At 71.0% G+C, this 14,670-nt stretch carries 13 protein-coding genes; 8 read left to right on the forward strand and 5 right to left on the reverse strand.

Annotation, left to right across the window (positions count from 1 at the left end; all coding sequences use genetic code 11):
• Positions 1 to 63 precede the first annotated feature (63 nt).
• Both ACFYOY_RS09165 and ACFYOY_RS09170 read left to right on the forward strand, forming a co-directional pair.
• Positions 64 to 1,557 (forward strand): FGGY-family carbohydrate kinase, encoded by a 1,494-nt coding sequence (locus ACFYOY_RS09165; protein WP_351903155.1) that lies wholly within the window; start codon positions 64 to 66, stop codon positions 1,555 to 1,557.
• 166 nt (positions 1,558 to 1,723) lie between these two features.
• Positions 1,724 to 3,115 carry an FAD-binding protein gene (locus ACFYOY_RS09170; RefSeq protein ID WP_388585763.1) on the forward strand — a complete coding sequence of 464 codons (1,392 nt, stop codon included), beginning with the start codon at positions 1,724 to 1,726 and terminating at the stop codon, positions 3,113 to 3,115.
• Between the two features lie 52 nt (positions 3,116 to 3,167).
• On the opposite strand, the gene ACFYOY_RS09175 is transcribed toward ACFYOY_RS09170, so the two are convergent.
• The 3 genes from ACFYOY_RS09175 to ACFYOY_RS09185 form a co-directional block, all read right to left on the reverse strand.
• Positions 3,168 to 3,938: a glucose 1-dehydrogenase gene (locus ACFYOY_RS09175; RefSeq protein WP_351903161.1), complete on the reverse strand. Its 771-nt coding sequence runs from the start codon at positions 3,936 to 3,938 to the stop codon at positions 3,168 to 3,170.
• Between the two features lie 89 nt (positions 3,939 to 4,027).
• The gene (locus ACFYOY_RS09180; protein WP_388585766.1) at positions 4,028 to 5,056 is read right to left on the reverse strand and encodes a phosphotransferase family protein; all 1,029 of its coding nucleotides are present in this window, start codon (positions 5,054 to 5,056) and stop codon (positions 4,028 to 4,030) included.
• Positions 5,053 to 6,255 (reverse strand): acyl-CoA dehydrogenase family protein, encoded by a 1,203-nt coding sequence (locus tag ACFYOY_RS09185; RefSeq protein WP_351903166.1) that lies wholly within the window; start codon positions 6,253 to 6,255, stop codon positions 5,053 to 5,055. The genes ACFYOY_RS09180 and ACFYOY_RS09185 overlap by 4 nt, the downstream gene beginning before the upstream one ends.
• Before the next feature lie 399 nt (positions 6,256 to 6,654).
• On the opposite strand from ACFYOY_RS09185, the gene ACFYOY_RS09190 reads away from it, so the two are divergent.
• Positions 6,655 to 7,974, forward strand: coding sequence for an MFS transporter (locus ACFYOY_RS09190; RefSeq protein WP_351903169.1), 1,320 nt, complete (start codon positions 6,655 to 6,657; stop codon positions 7,972 to 7,974).
• 55 nt (positions 7,975 to 8,029) lie between these two features.
• Here the strand turns inward: ACFYOY_RS09190 and ACFYOY_RS09195 are convergent, their stop codons facing one another.
• Entirely contained in the window at positions 8,030 to 8,770 is a 741-nt protein-coding gene (locus ACFYOY_RS09195) for an SDR family oxidoreductase (RefSeq protein WP_388585770.1), read from the reverse strand.
• Positions 8,771 to 8,891: 121 nt separating this feature from the next.
• Positions 8,892 to 9,932 carry an NAD(P)-dependent alcohol dehydrogenase gene (locus ACFYOY_RS09200; protein WP_351903225.1) on the reverse strand — a complete coding sequence of 347 codons (1,041 nt, stop codon included), beginning with the start codon at positions 9,930 to 9,932 and terminating at the stop codon, positions 8,892 to 8,894.
• Between the two features lie 95 nt (positions 9,933 to 10,027).
• Here ACFYOY_RS09200 and ACFYOY_RS09205 point away from each other — a divergent pair, with 95 nt between their 5' ends.
• From ACFYOY_RS09205 to ACFYOY_RS09225, 5 genes are all read left to right on the forward strand, one after another.
• Positions 10,028 to 10,831, forward strand: coding sequence for an SDR family NAD(P)-dependent oxidoreductase (locus ACFYOY_RS09205; RefSeq protein WP_388585772.1), 804 nt, complete (start codon positions 10,028 to 10,030; stop codon positions 10,829 to 10,831).
• Positions 10,832 to 10,958: 127 nt separating this feature from the next.
• Positions 10,959 to 12,167 carry an acyl-CoA dehydrogenase family protein gene (locus ACFYOY_RS09210; protein ID WP_388585775.1) on the forward strand — a complete coding sequence of 403 codons (1,209 nt, stop codon included), beginning with the start codon at positions 10,959 to 10,961 and terminating at the stop codon, positions 12,165 to 12,167.
• 94 nt (positions 12,168 to 12,261) lie between these two features.
• Positions 12,262 to 13,050, forward strand: a complete 789-nt coding sequence (locus ACFYOY_RS09215; protein WP_020866740.1) for an enoyl-CoA hydratase/isomerase family protein — start codon at positions 12,262 to 12,264, stop codon at positions 13,048 to 13,050.
• Between the two features lie 5 nt (positions 13,051 to 13,055).
• The gene (locus tag ACFYOY_RS09220; protein ID WP_351903183.1) at positions 13,056 to 13,439 is read left to right on the forward strand and encodes an OB-fold domain-containing protein; all 384 of its coding nucleotides are present in this window, start codon (positions 13,056 to 13,058) and stop codon (positions 13,437 to 13,439) included.
• Positions 13,436 to 14,581 carry a thiolase family protein gene (locus tag ACFYOY_RS09225; protein ID WP_388585778.1) on the forward strand — a complete coding sequence of 382 codons (1,146 nt, stop codon included), beginning with the start codon at positions 13,436 to 13,438 and terminating at the stop codon, positions 14,579 to 14,581. Before ACFYOY_RS09220 ends, ACFYOY_RS09225 begins: the two co-directional genes overlap by 4 nt.
• Positions 14,582 to 14,670: the final 89 nt, after the last annotated feature.

A 14,670-nucleotide genomic window follows, 5' to 3' on the forward strand; every position in this document is an offset into this window, starting at 1 on the left:
GGATAAAGGCCATGTGTCCGGGCTTCCTTGACGCTGAAATCGCTTTCTGTCAGCGTGCTCGCCATGCCTCGCAACGCAGTCATCGGTGTGGACATCGGCACCTCGAGCAGCAAGGGCGTCCTGGTCGGCCTCGATGGCACACTGATCCGCTCGGCCACTCGGGAGCACACCCCCGCAAGGCCCGGCCCCGGTCAATTCGAGATGGACGCTGCCGTCTGGTGGCGCGAGTTCGTCGAACTCGCCCGGGAGTTGACCGCCGCCGATGACACCGCCGCCGGTGACACCACCGTAGTCGCCGTCGGGGTCAGCGGTATGGGGCCCTGCGTCCTGCTGGCCGATGAGCACGGCACCCCGCTGCGCCCCGCGGTTCTGTACGGCGTGGATACCCGCTCGGTCCACCAGATCGAGCGCATCGAGGCGCGGCTCGGCGCCGAGGAGATCATCCGCCGCTGCGGCTCCGCCCTGACCACACAGGCCGCCGGGCCGAAAATCGCCTGGATCGCCGAGCACGAGCCCGAGGTCTACGCACGGGCCCGGCGGCTGTACATGCCGAGCTCCTGGTTGGTCAGGAAGCTCACCGGAAACTACGTCCTCGACCACCACTCGGCCAGCCAGTGCACCCCGCTGTACGACACGCTCGCAGGCGAGTGGTACGCCCCCTGGGCCGCCGAGGTCGCCCCCGGCATCGACCTGCCGCCACTGCGCTGGCCCGGCGAGGCGGCCGGCGCCCTCACCGCCGAGGCCGCCGAGGAGACCGGCCTGCCCACCGGGATCCCCGTCACCACCGGCACCATCGACGCCTGGGCCGAGGCCCTGAGCGTGGGTGCGCAACACATCGGCGATCTGATGCTGATGTACGGCACCACCATGTTCCTCATTCACACCGTGCCCAAGCCGCTGACCAGCCCGTCCCTGTGGGGCACGGTCGGCGCCCTGCCCGGAACGCGTAATCTGGCCGGTGGCATGGCCACCTCCGGTGCGGTCGCCAACTGGCTGCGGGAGCTGTTCGCCGACGGCGACCACGCCGAACTCACCGCGCTGGCCGCCGAGTCGGGCACCGGCGCCAATGGCCTGCTGATGCTCCCGTACTTCTCCGGGGAGCGCACCCCGATCATGGACCCTGACGCCCGCGGAGTGATCGCCGGGCTGACCCTGTCCCACACTCGCGGCGACCTCTACCGGGCCGCACTCGAAGCCACCGGGTTCGGCGTCCGCCAGAACATCGAGGTCATCGAGGCCGCCGGCGGCGACATCCGCCGCGTGGTCGCCGTCGGCGGCGGCACCCAGGGCTCCCTGTGGACGCAGATCGTCTCCGACATCACCGGCCGCCCGCAGGAGCTGCGCACCATCACCATCGGCGCCGGTTACGGCAATGCTCTGCTGGCCGCGCAGCTCGTCGGGGACGCCTCCCTCGAGGACTGGAACCCGGTGCGTGAGACGGTGACGCCCCGCACCGACCACACCCGGCGCTACGACGAGCTGTACGCCCTCTACCGGCGGCTGTACCCGGACACCGCCGCGACCGTCCACGCCCTGGCCGCGCTGCAGGAGCGCTGAGAGCCCTTCCTTATCCTGAAAGCGATTCACTTTCGACAATGCCGGTGCAGCAGAGCCCAATGCTTGTGTTTTGAATTGGATTCGGTTTTTCTGAGAGGGTCGCCAAGGGCGTGTCGCCGCCCTTGGCGAGCCGTCGAGCTCATCGCCGGAGGGGAGTCACGTGCGCGTGGAGAATGTCGATCTGCTGGTCATCGGTGCGGGAATGGCGGGGTTGACCGCCGGTGCCCGCGCTGTTCGCAACGGTCTGTCCGTCATGGTCGTGGAGATCGCTGCGGACGTCGGCGGTTCAGCGCGCTTCGCGGGTTACGCGTGGACCGCGCCGAGCCATGACGTCATGGACCAGCACAATCCATGGGGAGACGCCGCGCTCAAGCGCGCCCTCGTGGATCGGTTTCCCGAAGGCGTCTCATGGATTCGTTCGCTCGACGTGGAGGTCAAGGACGCGCAGCGCGTCCTCAGCTTCGGTCGCGGGCACCAGTTCGACACCCATCAGTATGTCGACACCTGTCGTCGGGTCGTCCGCGAAGGCGGTGGCGCGTTGCTGTTGGAGACGTGTGCCGAACGGCTGGTGGTCGAGGACGGGGTCGTGACGGGGGCGGAGCTGCGGTTGGCCGATGGCGCGCGCATGCGCGTGAGCGCCGGGTCCACGCTCATCGCGACCGGCGGGTTTCAGGGCGATCCGGAACTCCGCACCGCGCATGTGCACCCCCGTGCCGAGAGCATGCAGCTCCGCTCCAACTCCTTCAGCCGCGGCGGCGGATACCGTCTGGCCACCCAGGTCGGTGCCGCCACCGGCCACGATGACGCGGGCTTCTACGGCCATCTCATCCCCAGCGGCATCTCCTTCGCCGACCCGGCGGACTTCGTCGACCTGTCGCTCTACTACAGCGAGCACGCGCTCCTGTTCAACGTGCGCAACGATCGGTTCGTGGACGAGACGCTGGGCGACCACCTCACGGCCATGGCGTTGCTGGAGCAGCCCGAGAGCCGGGGTCTGCTCATCGCTGACGCCCGGGTGTTCCGTGACTGGGTCGTCGGGTCGTACGTCGAGGGCGCGGTCGCGGTGGACAAGTTCGCCCTGGCCGGCAAGCGGGGCGGCCGTGTGGGATTCGCCGAAGACCTCGACGAACTGGCCTACCTCCCGGAGGAATGGGGGTATCGGGGTGACGACGTACGCGACGCGGTCAAGCTGTTCAACGAAGACGCCGCGGCGGGGCTGGAGCCGGTGCCCGGCCGGCGGCTGGACCGCCTTCCGCTCGACGAACCGCCGTACTACGTGATCGAGACCGTACCGGCCATCACGTTCCCCTTTCACGGTGTGCGCATCGACGACCGGGCCCGCGTCCTGCGCGGGGACGGCGAACCGCTCCACGGACTCCTCGCGGCCGGGTCGGACACCGGCGGCCTGTGGCACCGCGCCTACGCCGGTGGCATCGCCTCGGCCCTGGTGTTCGGACTGACCGCCGCGGACACCGCCACCGCCACCGCCACCGCCACCACCACCACCACCACCACCGCCACGGCGGCACAGACGAGGGCGCCGCGGGCGACGGACTGACCGCCGGCCGCCCCGCCACCTGGCTCGTCCGCCGCTAGGGGGTGGTGGCGCGTCAGCGTGCCGTCCAGCCGCCGTCCACGTACAGCTCGGAGCCGGTCACGAAGCTCGCGTCCTGGGAGGCGAGGAACGCGACGGCCCCCGCGACCTCATCCGGCGTGCCGAGCCGCCCCATGGGGGTGCCCTCGACCATCGCGGTGTGACGGGGAGTGCCCCGCCACAGTTCGCGTGAGAGAGGGGTCTCGATGAAACCGGGATGGATCGAATTGACGCGGACGCCGCGCGTGGCCCAGTGCAGGGCGGCGTTCTTCGTCATCAGCCGCACCGCACCCTTCGCCGCGTGGTACGAGAACTGGCTGCCGAAGCCGCCCACCGTGCCGAAGATCGACGCGATGTTGACGATCGAGCCGCCCCCGGAGCGTTCGATCGCGGGACCACCGTGCTTCATGCCGAGCCAGACACCGCCCTGGGTCACCGCGATGACCTTGTCCCAGGACTCCTGGGTCTCCGTCTCCACGGTGCGCATCTTGGCGATACCCGCGTTGTTGACGAGCACGGACAGGCCGCCCAGTTCGGAGACCACGCGCTCGACCGTGCCGCGCCACGCCTCCTCGTCGCTCACGTCCAGCGCGAGGCCCATCGCGCGCGCTCCCTCGGCCGCCAGCTCCTTCGTCAGCTCCTCCGCCAGCTGTTCGCAGCGGTCGGCGTCCACGTCGGTCACCACCACCGTGGCGCCCTCGATGGCCATCCGCCGCGAGACGGCGGCTCCTATACCGCCGGTCGCGCCGGTGACCAGGGCGACCTGTCCGGACAGTCGGTCTCGCACGGGCTCTCCTCCGTCTTGCATGGCATCTTGGGTGGCAACTCGCGTGGCATCTGGCATGGGGTCTCGCGTGGCATCTCCGGTGTCAGCGGTCACGGCAGCAGCTCCAGCCCCGAGCGCAACAGCGCGGGCACCGCGGAGCCGACCCGCTCGAATCCCGTTCCGACCGTCTGTCCCGCCGAATAGCGGGCGTGGATGCCCTCCGCGATGACGGCGAGCTTGAAACAGCCCAGCGCCTGGTAAAAGGGCAGGCCATCGATGTCCCGTCCGGACTTCTCGGCGTATCGCTCGGCCACCTCGCGGCCCGAGGGAAAACCGGAATTGGCCGTCGGAACGTGGCGCGCCCCGAGGACCGGTTCGCAGGTCCGGTCCCAGTACATGAGCAGCATCCCGAGGTCGGCGAGCGGATCGCCGAGCGTGGCCATCTCCCAGTCGACGACGGCGGCGATCCGCCCGAACTCGCCGGGGGCCAGGATGACGTTGTCCAGGCGGTAGTCCCCGTGCACGATGGCCGGGGCGCCGCTCGCGGGCAGCGAGCGGGCCAGCCTGCCGTGCAGTTCGTCGAGGTCGGGCAGGCTCCGCGTGGCGACCTTGTCCCACTGCCCACGCCATCGCCGCACCTGGCGCTCCAGATAGCCGTCGGGCCGGCCGAAGTCCCCGAGCCCTACGGTGGTGGCGTCCACCGAGTGCAGTGTGACCAGGGCGTCCACCAGCGCGTCAGCGGCGCGCCGCGCGTCGCCGGGCGGGAGCGCGGCGGCCTCCTCGCCGTCGCGCAGCACCGTGCCCTCCACGAAGTCGACGACGCAGAACGGCGCCCCGATCACCTCCGGGTCCGTGCACGACAGTACGGCCCGGGCGACCGGCACCGCGGTGTCGCCGAGCGCCGCGACGACGCGGTATTCGCGGCCCATGTCGTGTGCGGTCGGTGTCAGCACCCCCAGTGGCGGCCGTCGCACCACCCACCGGTGTGCCCCGTCGGTCACCGCGTAGGTGAGATTGGAGCGCCCGCCCTGCAGCAGCGTGACCGTGAGCGGGCCCGCGCACTCGGGTACGTGGCGTTCGAAGTAGCGCTGCAACGCGGCCACATCCACTCCGGCCACCGTCGTCCCGGAGCCGGTCATCGGGTGCCCCGCCGCTCCCGCGCCGCCCGCACCGCGCGCTTGGCGATGGCCCAGCGATGGGTCTCGGAAGGGCCGTCGTAGATACGGAACGGACGCACCTCGCGGTACAGCCGCGACAGCGGGGCGTCCCCCGAGATGCCGAGCGCACCGCATATCTGGACGGCCCGGTCGACCACCCGGTTCACCGCCTCGGAGACGTAGGTCTTGGCGATCGAGGTGTGCTGGGCGGCCGGGCGGCCCTGGTCCAGCTCCCAGCAGGCCCGCCACAGCACGGCCCGGCTGGTCTCGATGTCGATCTCGGAGTCGGCCAGCATCTGCTGCACCATGCCCAGTTCGGCCAGCGGCTTGCCGAAGGCGGAACGGTCCGCCGCGCGCTCCAGGGCGATGTCCTGCGCCCGCCGGGCCACGCCGAGCCAGCGCATGCAGTGGGTCATGCGCGCGGGCCCGAGGCGTACCTGGGCATACGCGAAGCCCTGGTCCACCTCGCCCAGCACGGCCTCGTCCCCGACCTCGCAGCCTTCGAAGGCGATTTCGCTGTGCCCGCCGAAGAGGCCCTGGTCCAGAGTGTCGATATTCCGGACGATCTTCATGCCGGGGTTGTCGGCGGGGATGAGGAACATCGTCGCGCCGCCCGCGTCGCCGGGGCCGCCGCTGGTGCGGGCCATGCAGATGGCGAAGGCCGCGCCGTCGGCGCCGCTGATGAACCACTTGCGGCCGTCGATCCGCCAGCCGCCGTCGGTCTTCGTCGCGGTCGTCATGAGCGCACGCGGGTCGGAGCCGGCGCCCGGCGCCGGCTCGGTCATCGCGAAGCACGAGCGCGCCTCACCGGCCGCCAGCGGGCGCAGATACCGCTCCTTCTGCTCCTCCGTGGCCACCACCTCGAGCAGATGCGTATTGCCCTCGTCGGGAGCCGCGCAGTTGAGCGCGAGGGGCCCCAGCAGCGAGTACCCGGCCGCCTCGAACACCACGGCCTGTCCGCACAGATCCAGCCCGAGTCCGCCCCATTCGGCGCCGACGTGCGGGGCGAACACCCCCGCCTCGCGGGCCGCGTCCTGAAGCCGGCGGCGCAGCGGCTCCGGCCCGGCATGGACGTTGCCGTCACACGCCTGCTCCTCGGGTATCACCACCTCCCGTACGAACTCGGCGGTGCGCCGCGCGATCCCGGCGACCTGTTCATCGATCTCGAACCCGATGGGCACGTTGCACTCCCGAGCTTGGCTACTGCCTACGTGTACGGCGACACTTCGTGTCGTGGGCGCGCGACCGCGCACACACGACACGAAGCAGATCCGAAGCGCGGGCACCGCACGCGATGTGCCCCGCTCCTTTCGAGTAAACCGAATCCAATTCAGATCATCAACCGGTCGGCGTGTGTCGATGCGGTCACCGTCTCACGCGGTACTCCGCCGCCGACTGAGCTGCAGGTCGGACGCCGTATGCGCGAAGCCTTTCCGGCCCGCGGGCGTGATCGTGCCCACGGCCTCCGCCGTGCCCCCGGAGAAAACTCCCGTTCGACGGCTAGCTGTACTGAGTTCAGTTCTGTAGCGTCCCGGGCGTCGGCAGGGTACGGACTTTGCCGCGGGGAAGGGAGCCGGAACATGAGCACTACACAGAAGCCCGCGCCGCCGGGGGAGGAGCCCGCGCCGCCGGAGCAGTCGGCGTCGTACGATCCCCGTACGGTGCGCCGCGCGATGCTCGCCGGGAGCATCGGCACCCTGATCGAGTACTTCGATTTCAGCGTCTACGGCTATCTCGCGGTGGCGATCGCTCCGCAGTTCTTCCCGGGCGACGATCCAGCGGCCTCGACGCTGGCGGCGCTCGCGGTGTTCGCCACGGGCCTCGTGGTGCGGCCGATCGGCGGTGTCTTCTTCGGATGGATCGGCGACCGCTGGGGGCGTCGCAAGGCGCTGGTCTCCTCGGTGCTGTGCATGGGGGTGGCCAGCAGCATCACCGGACTGCTGCCGACCTACGGCCAGATCGGCGTGCTCGCCGCGGTGCTCCTGTTCATCACCCGGCTGGCGCAGGGCATCTCCTCGGGTGGCGAGTCGGTCGGCGCCTACACCTACATCTACGAGTCGGCGCCACCCCAGCGCAGAGCCTTCCTCGGCTCCGTCACGCCCATCGGTTCCAATCTCGGGTTCATGTTCGCGGCCGCGACGGCCGGAGCGATCTCCGCCCTCACCACCAAGGAACAGATGGGCGACTGGGGCTGGCGGCTGCCCTTCCTGATGGCCGTGCCGCTCACCCTCGTCTGCCTGTGGGCCCGGTTGCGGATCGAGGACACCCCGGAATTCAAGGAAGCCGCAGAGCGCGCCGACATCCCCACCGCTCCGATCCGAGAGGTCCTGGCCACTCACCGTACGGCGCTGCTGCAGTCCATCGGCCTGGCCATGGCACAGGGCGGCGCCATCTTCCTCGGGCTGACGTACATCGGCATCTACCTGACCACCAACCTGGGATACGACACCACGCTGGTGTACTGGCTGAGCGCGGGTGTCGTGCTCGTCACCGTGCTGCTCATGGTGCCGGCCGGCCGGCTCGCCGCCCGATTCGGCTGCCGTCGCGTCCTGATGGGCGGGCTGCTGGGCTTCCTGGTGACCGCCTACCCCGCGATGATGCTCATGGGCCAGGACAGCCTGGCGCTGGCCGGTCTGGCGTATATGCTCCTGATGCTGAGCAGTGCGTTCGTGCAGGTCCCGGCGGCGAGTCTGTGGCCGCATCTGTTCGAACGCCGGGTCCGCTACACCGGTATGGCGATCGGGTACAACGTCGGGACCGTCCTCGCGGGAGGTACGGCTCCGTACATCGCCGCCTTCCTCGTCGACCGGACCGGGAACCTGCTCTCCCCGGCGTTCTTCGTCATGCTGGTCTGTCTGATCGGGATCGGTTCCCTGCTCACCGTCCGCAAGGATGTGTAGCGGGCGGCCGTGGTGGCGGCAGGCCGCCACGCACGGCCGCGGGCTCAGCGCCGCTCTAATCCGCGGAGTGGCCGCCGTGGCCGATGGTCTGGCCGCCGTCGATGAGGAACTCCCCGCCCGTCGTGTAGGAGGCGTCGTCGCTCGCGAGGAAGAGCACCATGCGGGTGACCTCCTCGGGCTCCCCGATGCGCCGCACCGGCTGATGGGCGAAGAGCGCGGGTGAGGCGGTCTCACCCATGGGCGTACGGATGACACCCGGGTGGACGGAGTTCACCCGCACCCCGCTGCCCGCCATGTCCAGTGCGGCGGCCTTGGTCATCCCGCGCACCCCCCACTTGCTCGCCACATAGCCGATGCCACCGGCGAAACCCGTCATGCCGGCGGCAGAGGAGACATTGACGACGGCCCCGTGGCCGCGGTCGCGCATGCCGGGCAGGATGGTGTGCATGCCGAGGAAGGCGCCCACCAGATTGACGTCGACGATCCGGCGGAAGCGCTCGGGCGACTGCTGCTCCACACCGCCGTAGAGCATGATCCCCGCGTTGTTGACCAGGACATCCACGGGGCCAAGGGTGTGCTCGACCGTGCGGACGACGGACTGCCACTCCGCTTCGTCGGTGACGTCGAGGTGGCAGTACCGCGTGCCGGGGAGTTCCCCGGCCAGGGCCTCCCCCTCGTCGTCCAGCAGGTCGCAGACGGCGACCCGGGCGCCCTCCGCGACCAGCCCCCGTACATGCGTGACACCCATGCCCCGGGCGCCGCCGGTGACGATCGCTACTTTTCCGTCGAAGCGCATGCTGAACTTCCCTTCCGCATCGGTGAGTTGCCGACATCCGTGAGTTCCCGCGCCCGCGCGCCCGCGCGCCCCATAAGCCCCGCGTCCATGAGCCGGAGCCGTCAGTCCACCGCGAATGTGATCAGTCCGGTACGAGCACGGTCCGGCCCCGCACCCGGCCCCGGCGAAGCCGGTCGATCGCCTCCGCGGCGGCGGACAGCGCGAAGCGCTCCGTCTCGACGTGGAGCGCCCCCGAACGTGCCAGTGCGACGACCGCGGCCAGTTCGTGGCGCGTTCCCCAGAAGGGCAGTGAGAGCCGGAAGCCGGGTGGGAGGACACCCGGCTTGGACACCGTCAGGCTGCCGCCCCCGCTTCCGACGACGGCGAGTTCGCCGCCGGGGCGCAGGACGCTGGTCGCGAGTTCCAGCGTCTGCGGGGCGCCGACGAAGTCGAATACGGCGTCCGCTCCCACGCCACCGCTCCGCGCCCTCAGGACGCGGGCGGTGTCCGGTCGCATCAGGGTGCTGAAGTCCGCGCCGGAGCGTTCCGCGAGAGCCAGGGCGTCCTCCCGGACATCCACCGCCAGCACACGGCTCGCGGTGGTCGCGTGGAGGGCCTGGACGGCCAGGTGGCCGAGCCCGCCGACACCGATGACGACGGCGGTGGTGCCCTCGCCGAGTGTGTGCCGGAGCCCGGCCACGGCGTGGTAGGACGTCAGGCCCGCGTCGGAGAGCGGGGCGGCCTGGTCGGCCGGCAGGTCCCCGATCGGCACCAGATGGCGGGCGGAGGGGGCGAGCAGGTACTCGGCCATTCCGCCGTCCCGGCCCAGTCCCGCCCCGTGCCAGGCGAGGGTGTCCCGCCGGTCGCAGTAGTTGTCGGCGCCCGCGGCGCACCGCGCGCAGGAGCCGCAGCCCCACGGCCCGTAGAGCACCACGCGGTCACCTGCGCTCACCCCGTCGGCGTCGGGCCCCAGGGCCGTGACCTGCCCGGCGACCTCGTGGCCGAGAGTGAACGGCAGCCGGTAGGGGAGCGCGCCCGGAGCACCGTCGATGACGTGCAGGTCGGAGCGGCACAGACCGGCGGCTTCGACCCGCACCAGCACCTCGGTGCCGTGGGGGACGGGCCGCTCAACCTCTGCCGGTGCCGGGGCCTCGCCCCAGGCTGTCAGCCGCAGTGCCCTCATCTTCACCGTCCCGGGTCTTGTCAGCGCTGCGGCTGCCACGGTAACAGAGGTGAAGTCGGTTCAATAGATGGCAGGGGCAACGGAAGGGGATCGGTGTGACATACGAAGGGGTCCGTACGGGGAGGTTCGCAGGCAGGGTCGCGATGGTGACGGGAGCCGCCTCGGGCATGGGCGCGGCGGTCGCCCGGCAACTGGCCGCGGAAGGGGCGCGGGCCGTCGTCCTGGCGGACGTGAACGGCGACGGCGCGGCGGCCGTCGCGGGGGAACTGCCCGCCGCCCGGGCGGTCGCACTCGACGTCACGGACGCGGCGGGCGTCGACAACGCCTTCGAGGAGGCGCTGCGGCGGCACGGGCGCCTCGACGTCCTGGTGCACGCGGCGGGGGTCGACGACCCCGAGGCGAAGCAACGCATCGCGGACGCGGCCGTCGAAGGGCGGCCGGTCGAGCTGACCGATTCCCTCGACGACGCCTCCTGGCGGCGGGTCCTGCGGGTGAACCTGGACGGAACCTTCCATGTGCTGCGCGCCGCGGTGCGGGTCATGCGGCCCCGCGGGGCCGGGGCGATCGTGGTGATCGGATCGTCGTCGGCCTTCGACGCCCCCGTCGGCTACCCCCATTACGCCGCCTCCAAGGCGGGTGTGCACGCCCTGGCCCAAGCCGTGGCCAAGGAGGTCATCGCGTCCGGGATCCGCGTGAACCTGGTGGCGCCGGGGCCGACGGACACGGGGATGGCGGCCCGCACCCCCGAGGCGCTGCGGTCGGCCTTCGCCGACCCGAGGGTGCGCCCGTACGCGACACCCGAGGAGATATCCGAGATCGCCCTCTTCCTCGCGAGCGATGCCGCGGCGAACCTCGTCGGCGCGGTGCTGCTCGCCAATGGCGGCCGGTTCACCGCCTGAGCGGATCCGGGCCCGCCCCGATCCTGGCGCCGGATGGTCTTGCCTGCCTGGAGTCCCATGCCTACGGTCATGAATTGAGTTCAATTCTTGCGCTCCTCGCCCGCCGTACGAGCACGATGGAGATCCCATGCACCGTCGCCACCCCGAGATCGACCCCCAGCTGCTGTCCGAAACGGACGAACAGCGACAACTGCGCACCGTCCTGCGGGACCTCTACGCCGAGGCGAGTGGCGTCGAGGAGGTGCGCAAGCATCTGGCCACCCCGCGCGGATACGACGAAGCGCTCTGGGCGCGGCTCGCGGGCGAGATCGGCGTCCACGGCCTGGCCATTCCGGAGGAGTACGGCGGGTCGGGCTTCACCTTCGCCGAGCTGGCCGTGGCCCTGGAGGAATCAGGGCGCGCCCTGCACTGCGCGCCGCTGCTGCCCACGGTGGTCCTGGCCGCGCACGCCCTGCTGTTCAGCGGCGACCGTACGGCATGCGAGCGCTATCTGCCCCGGATCGCCGACGGTACGCTCACCGCCACCGTGGCAGGGTTCGGCCCCGGTGGTCCCGGCAGCCCCGGTGGTCCCGGCAGCCCCGGTGGTCCCGGCGGCCTCGATGAGTCCGGCGAGCCCGGTGTTGTCGCGGAACAGGGGGGCAACGGCTGGGTGCTGCGCGGGCAGGCGGACTTCGTGCTCGACGGGGCCGGTGCGGATCTGCTCCTGGTACGGGCCGGAACACCCGACGGACCTCGGCTCTTCGCCTGCGAGCCCGCCCCCGGCACCTGCCGGCGGAGTCCACGCCGCGTCCTGGACGGGACGCGGCGCCAGGCGCTGGTGGAGTTCTCGGGTGCCCCGGCCACTGTCGTGGGCACGGCGGAGGAGTCCGAGGGCACGGTTTCGGCCACGTTGGACACCGGGCGGGCCGCGCTGGCGGCCGAGCAGGTCGGCGGCAGCGGGCATGCGCTGGAGGCCACGGTCGCCTTCGTGGCGCAGCGCCACCAGTTCGGCCGCCCCATCGGATCCTTCCAGGCCGTCAAGCACCGGCTGGCCGATGTGCTGGTGGCGCTGGAGGCGGCGCGTTCGGGGGCCGCGTACGCGACCGCCTGCGCCGCCATCGCCTCGCCTCAGCTGCCAGTGGCCGCCTGTGCCGCCGCCGTGGTCTGCTCCGAGACCTTCCGCCTGGCCACGGCCGAGTATGTCCAGCTGCACGGCGGGATCGGCTTCACCTGGGAGCACCCGGCGCATCTGTACGTGCGCCGGGCGCGCGGCGCCGAGGTGCTGTTCGGCACGGCGGACCAGCACCGGGCCCGGCTCGCCGGGCTCGTGGGCCTCGCCACCCGCCCCGCTGCCTGAACCCGATTAGGTATGTCTCGATCAAGGGCTTGACACCATGCGGCTCTGGAATCAAAGTTGTAGTGAATTCAGTTCAGTTTCAGAGGGGTGAGGGATGACAACGGAAGAAGAGATCCAGTTCGAGCGCGACGGCCACGTCGCCCGTGTGTGGCTCAACCGTCCGTGGAAGAAGAACTGCGTCACCGTGCCGATCCTGGACCGGCTCGACGAGATCATCACCGAGGTGGACGAGGACCCCGAGCTTCGGGTCCTGGTGGTGCGCGGCCGTGGCGGCACGTTCTGCTCGGGGTTCGACCTCGACAGCCTGAAGGCCGAGTACGTCGGCAAGTCGAACGCGATCGACGTCGCGGTGAAGTCCGCGAAGGTGTGCGACCGCCTGTACTCGATGAAGACCCCCTCGGTCGCGGTCCTGGAGGGCCATGTCACCGCCGGCGGCTTCGAGATCATGATCTCCTGCGACTTCGCCATCTCCGCCGACGACGCGAAGATCGGCGACTTCCACATCCGCCGCGCGCTGTTCGGCGGGGCCGGTCCGATCTACCGGGTGCCGCGCATGATCGGCATCCGCAAGACCAAGGAGCTGATGCTCACCGGCAAGCTCCTCTCCGGCGTCGAGGCTGCCGAGTTCGGCCTGATCAACAAGTCGGCCCCGGCCGATGAGCTGGACGCGACAGTCGAGGAGTTCATCAGCCACCTCGCCGACAAGAGCCCCTTCACCATGTGGCTCACGAAGATGACGATCGACCGCAGCCTGGATGCCGACACCCAGTCGCTGATGGTGATGGAGCACCTCGCCGTGGGCGTGGCGCTCAACTCCGAGGACGCGAACGAGGGTGTGTCGGCGTTCCTGGAGAAGCGCGAACCCAAGTGGCAGGGGCGCTGATCCGGATGACCACGGATCCGCGGAGCCCCGCCGCCGGCGGGCTCCAGGGCGCACGCTGCTCCGGCTGCTCGGTGGCGGTGTACCCCGCGGACGACACGTGCCCGCGCTGCGGAGGGCCGGCCGATCCGGCGGCCCTCCAGGGCACGGGCACGCTGTGGACCTGGACGGTGCAGCGGTACGCCCCCAAGTCGCCGCCCTACCAGGCCCCGCCCGGAGGCTTCGAGCCGTTCGCGCTCGGCTATGTCGAGCTGGCGGAGGGCGTGCGAGTGGCCGCCGTCCTCGACGTCGACGACCTCGACGCCGTCCGCATCGGCATGCCGCTCTCCGTGACCGCCGGTCCCGGGGTGCCCCGGGCCAGGCCCACACCCCTGAGCGAGGAGGGCTCGTGAGCACCGATGTGCTGATCTGCGGCGCGGGGCGCACCCCGTTCGGCCGGTCGGAGGAGACCGGTCGGCAGCTGGCCGTCGCCGCCGTGAACGCCGCGCTGTCGGACGCCGGGATCGCGTGGTCGCGGGTGCGGGCCGCGTTCGGCGGCAGCGACAGCGCGGGTCTCGCGGACACTCTGGTGGCCCAACTCGGCCTGACCGGGCTGCCGTTCGTCAACGTCAAGAACGGCTGCGCCACCGGCGGCAGCGCGCTGGTCTCCGCCGTGAACGCGATCCGCTCCGGCATGGCGGACGTCGTCCTCGCCGTCGGCTTCGACAAACACCCGCGCGGCGCCTTCGACCCCAGGCCCGAGGACTGGGGCCTGGGCGCGGAGTACGGCAGCGACGGGCTGATGGTGACCACCCAGTTCTTCGGCATGAAGATCCAGCGCTATATGCACGACCACGGGATCACCCCGCGGACCCTCGCGCTGGTCGCCGAGAAGGCGTACCGCAACGGCGGTTTGACCCCCGAGGCATGGCGTCGCAAACCGGTGTCCGCCGAGGAGGTCCTGGCATCCGGCATGGTCAGCGATCCGCTGACCCGCTTCATGTTCTGCTCCCCGGGAGCGGGCGCGGCGGCGCTGGTCCTCTGCTCGCCCGAGGCCGCCCGTGCGATGGACAGCACACCGGTCACCCTGCGCTCGGCGGCCGTACGCACCCGGCGCTTCGGCTCGTTCGAGGTGTTCAGCCCGTGGATTCCCGGGGGCGCACTGACCAGCGTCAGCCGTGACGCCTCCGCCGCCGCCTTCGAGGAGGCGGGGCTCGGCCCCGGCGATGTCGATGTGTGTCAGCTGCAGGACACCGAGAGCGGCGCCGAGGTCATGCACATGGCCGAGTGCGGATTCTGCGAGGACGGTGAGCAGGAGCGGCTGATCGCCTCCGGCGCCACCGGGATCGACGGGTCGCTGCCGGTCAACACCGACGGCGGCTGCATCGCCAACGGCGAACCCATCGGCGCCTCGGGACTGCGCCAGGTCTACGAGGTCGTCCAGCAGCTGCGCGGCCGGGCCGGCGAGCGCCAGGTCCCGGACCGTCCCAGGATCGGCTTCACCCATGTGTACGGCGCCCCCGGCGTGAGCGCCTGCACGGTCTTGTCCCGTTGAAAGTCCCGCCGAACGTCCCGCCGAACGTCCCGCGCACCGGCCCGCGGAATGTCCGGCTGAACGGCCCCCCGATCGGAGGTGGAGGAAGA

The organism is Streptomyces sp. NPDC007875 (genome assembly GCF_042868035.1).
In the GTDB taxonomy this organism is placed as follows: domain Bacteria; phylum Actinomycetota; class Actinomycetes; order Streptomycetales; family Streptomycetaceae; genus Streptomyces; species Streptomyces antimycoticus.

Coding starts and splice junctions, on each gene's coding strand:
- ACFYOY_RS09165 (WP_351903155.1), top strand. CDS start 64: ATGCCTCGCAACGCAGTCATCGGTGTGGACATCGGCACCTCGAGCAGC.
- ACFYOY_RS09220 (WP_351903183.1), top strand. CDS start 13,056: ATGACCACGGATCCGCGGAGCCCCGCCGCCGGCGGGCTCCAGGGCGCA.
- ACFYOY_RS09215 (WP_020866740.1), top strand. CDS start 12,262: ATGACAACGGAAGAAGAGATCCAGTTCGAGCGCGACGGCCACGTCGCC.
- ACFYOY_RS09200 (WP_351903225.1), bottom strand. CDS start 9,932: ATGAGGGCACTGCGGCTGACAGCCTGGGGCGAGGCCCCGGCACCGGCA.
- ACFYOY_RS09210 (WP_388585775.1), top strand. CDS start 10,959: ATGCACCGTCGCCACCCCGAGATCGACCCCCAGCTGCTGTCCGAAACG.
- ACFYOY_RS09190 (WP_351903169.1), top strand. CDS start 6,655: ATGAGCACTACACAGAAGCCCGCGCCGCCGGGGGAGGAGCCCGCGCCG.
- ACFYOY_RS09180 (WP_388585766.1), bottom strand. CDS start 5,056: ATGACCGGCTCCGGGACGACGGTGGCCGGAGTGGATGTGGCCGCGTTG.
- ACFYOY_RS09195 (WP_388585770.1), bottom strand. CDS start 8,770: ATGCGCTTCGACGGAAAAGTAGCGATCGTCACCGGCGGCGCCCGGGGC.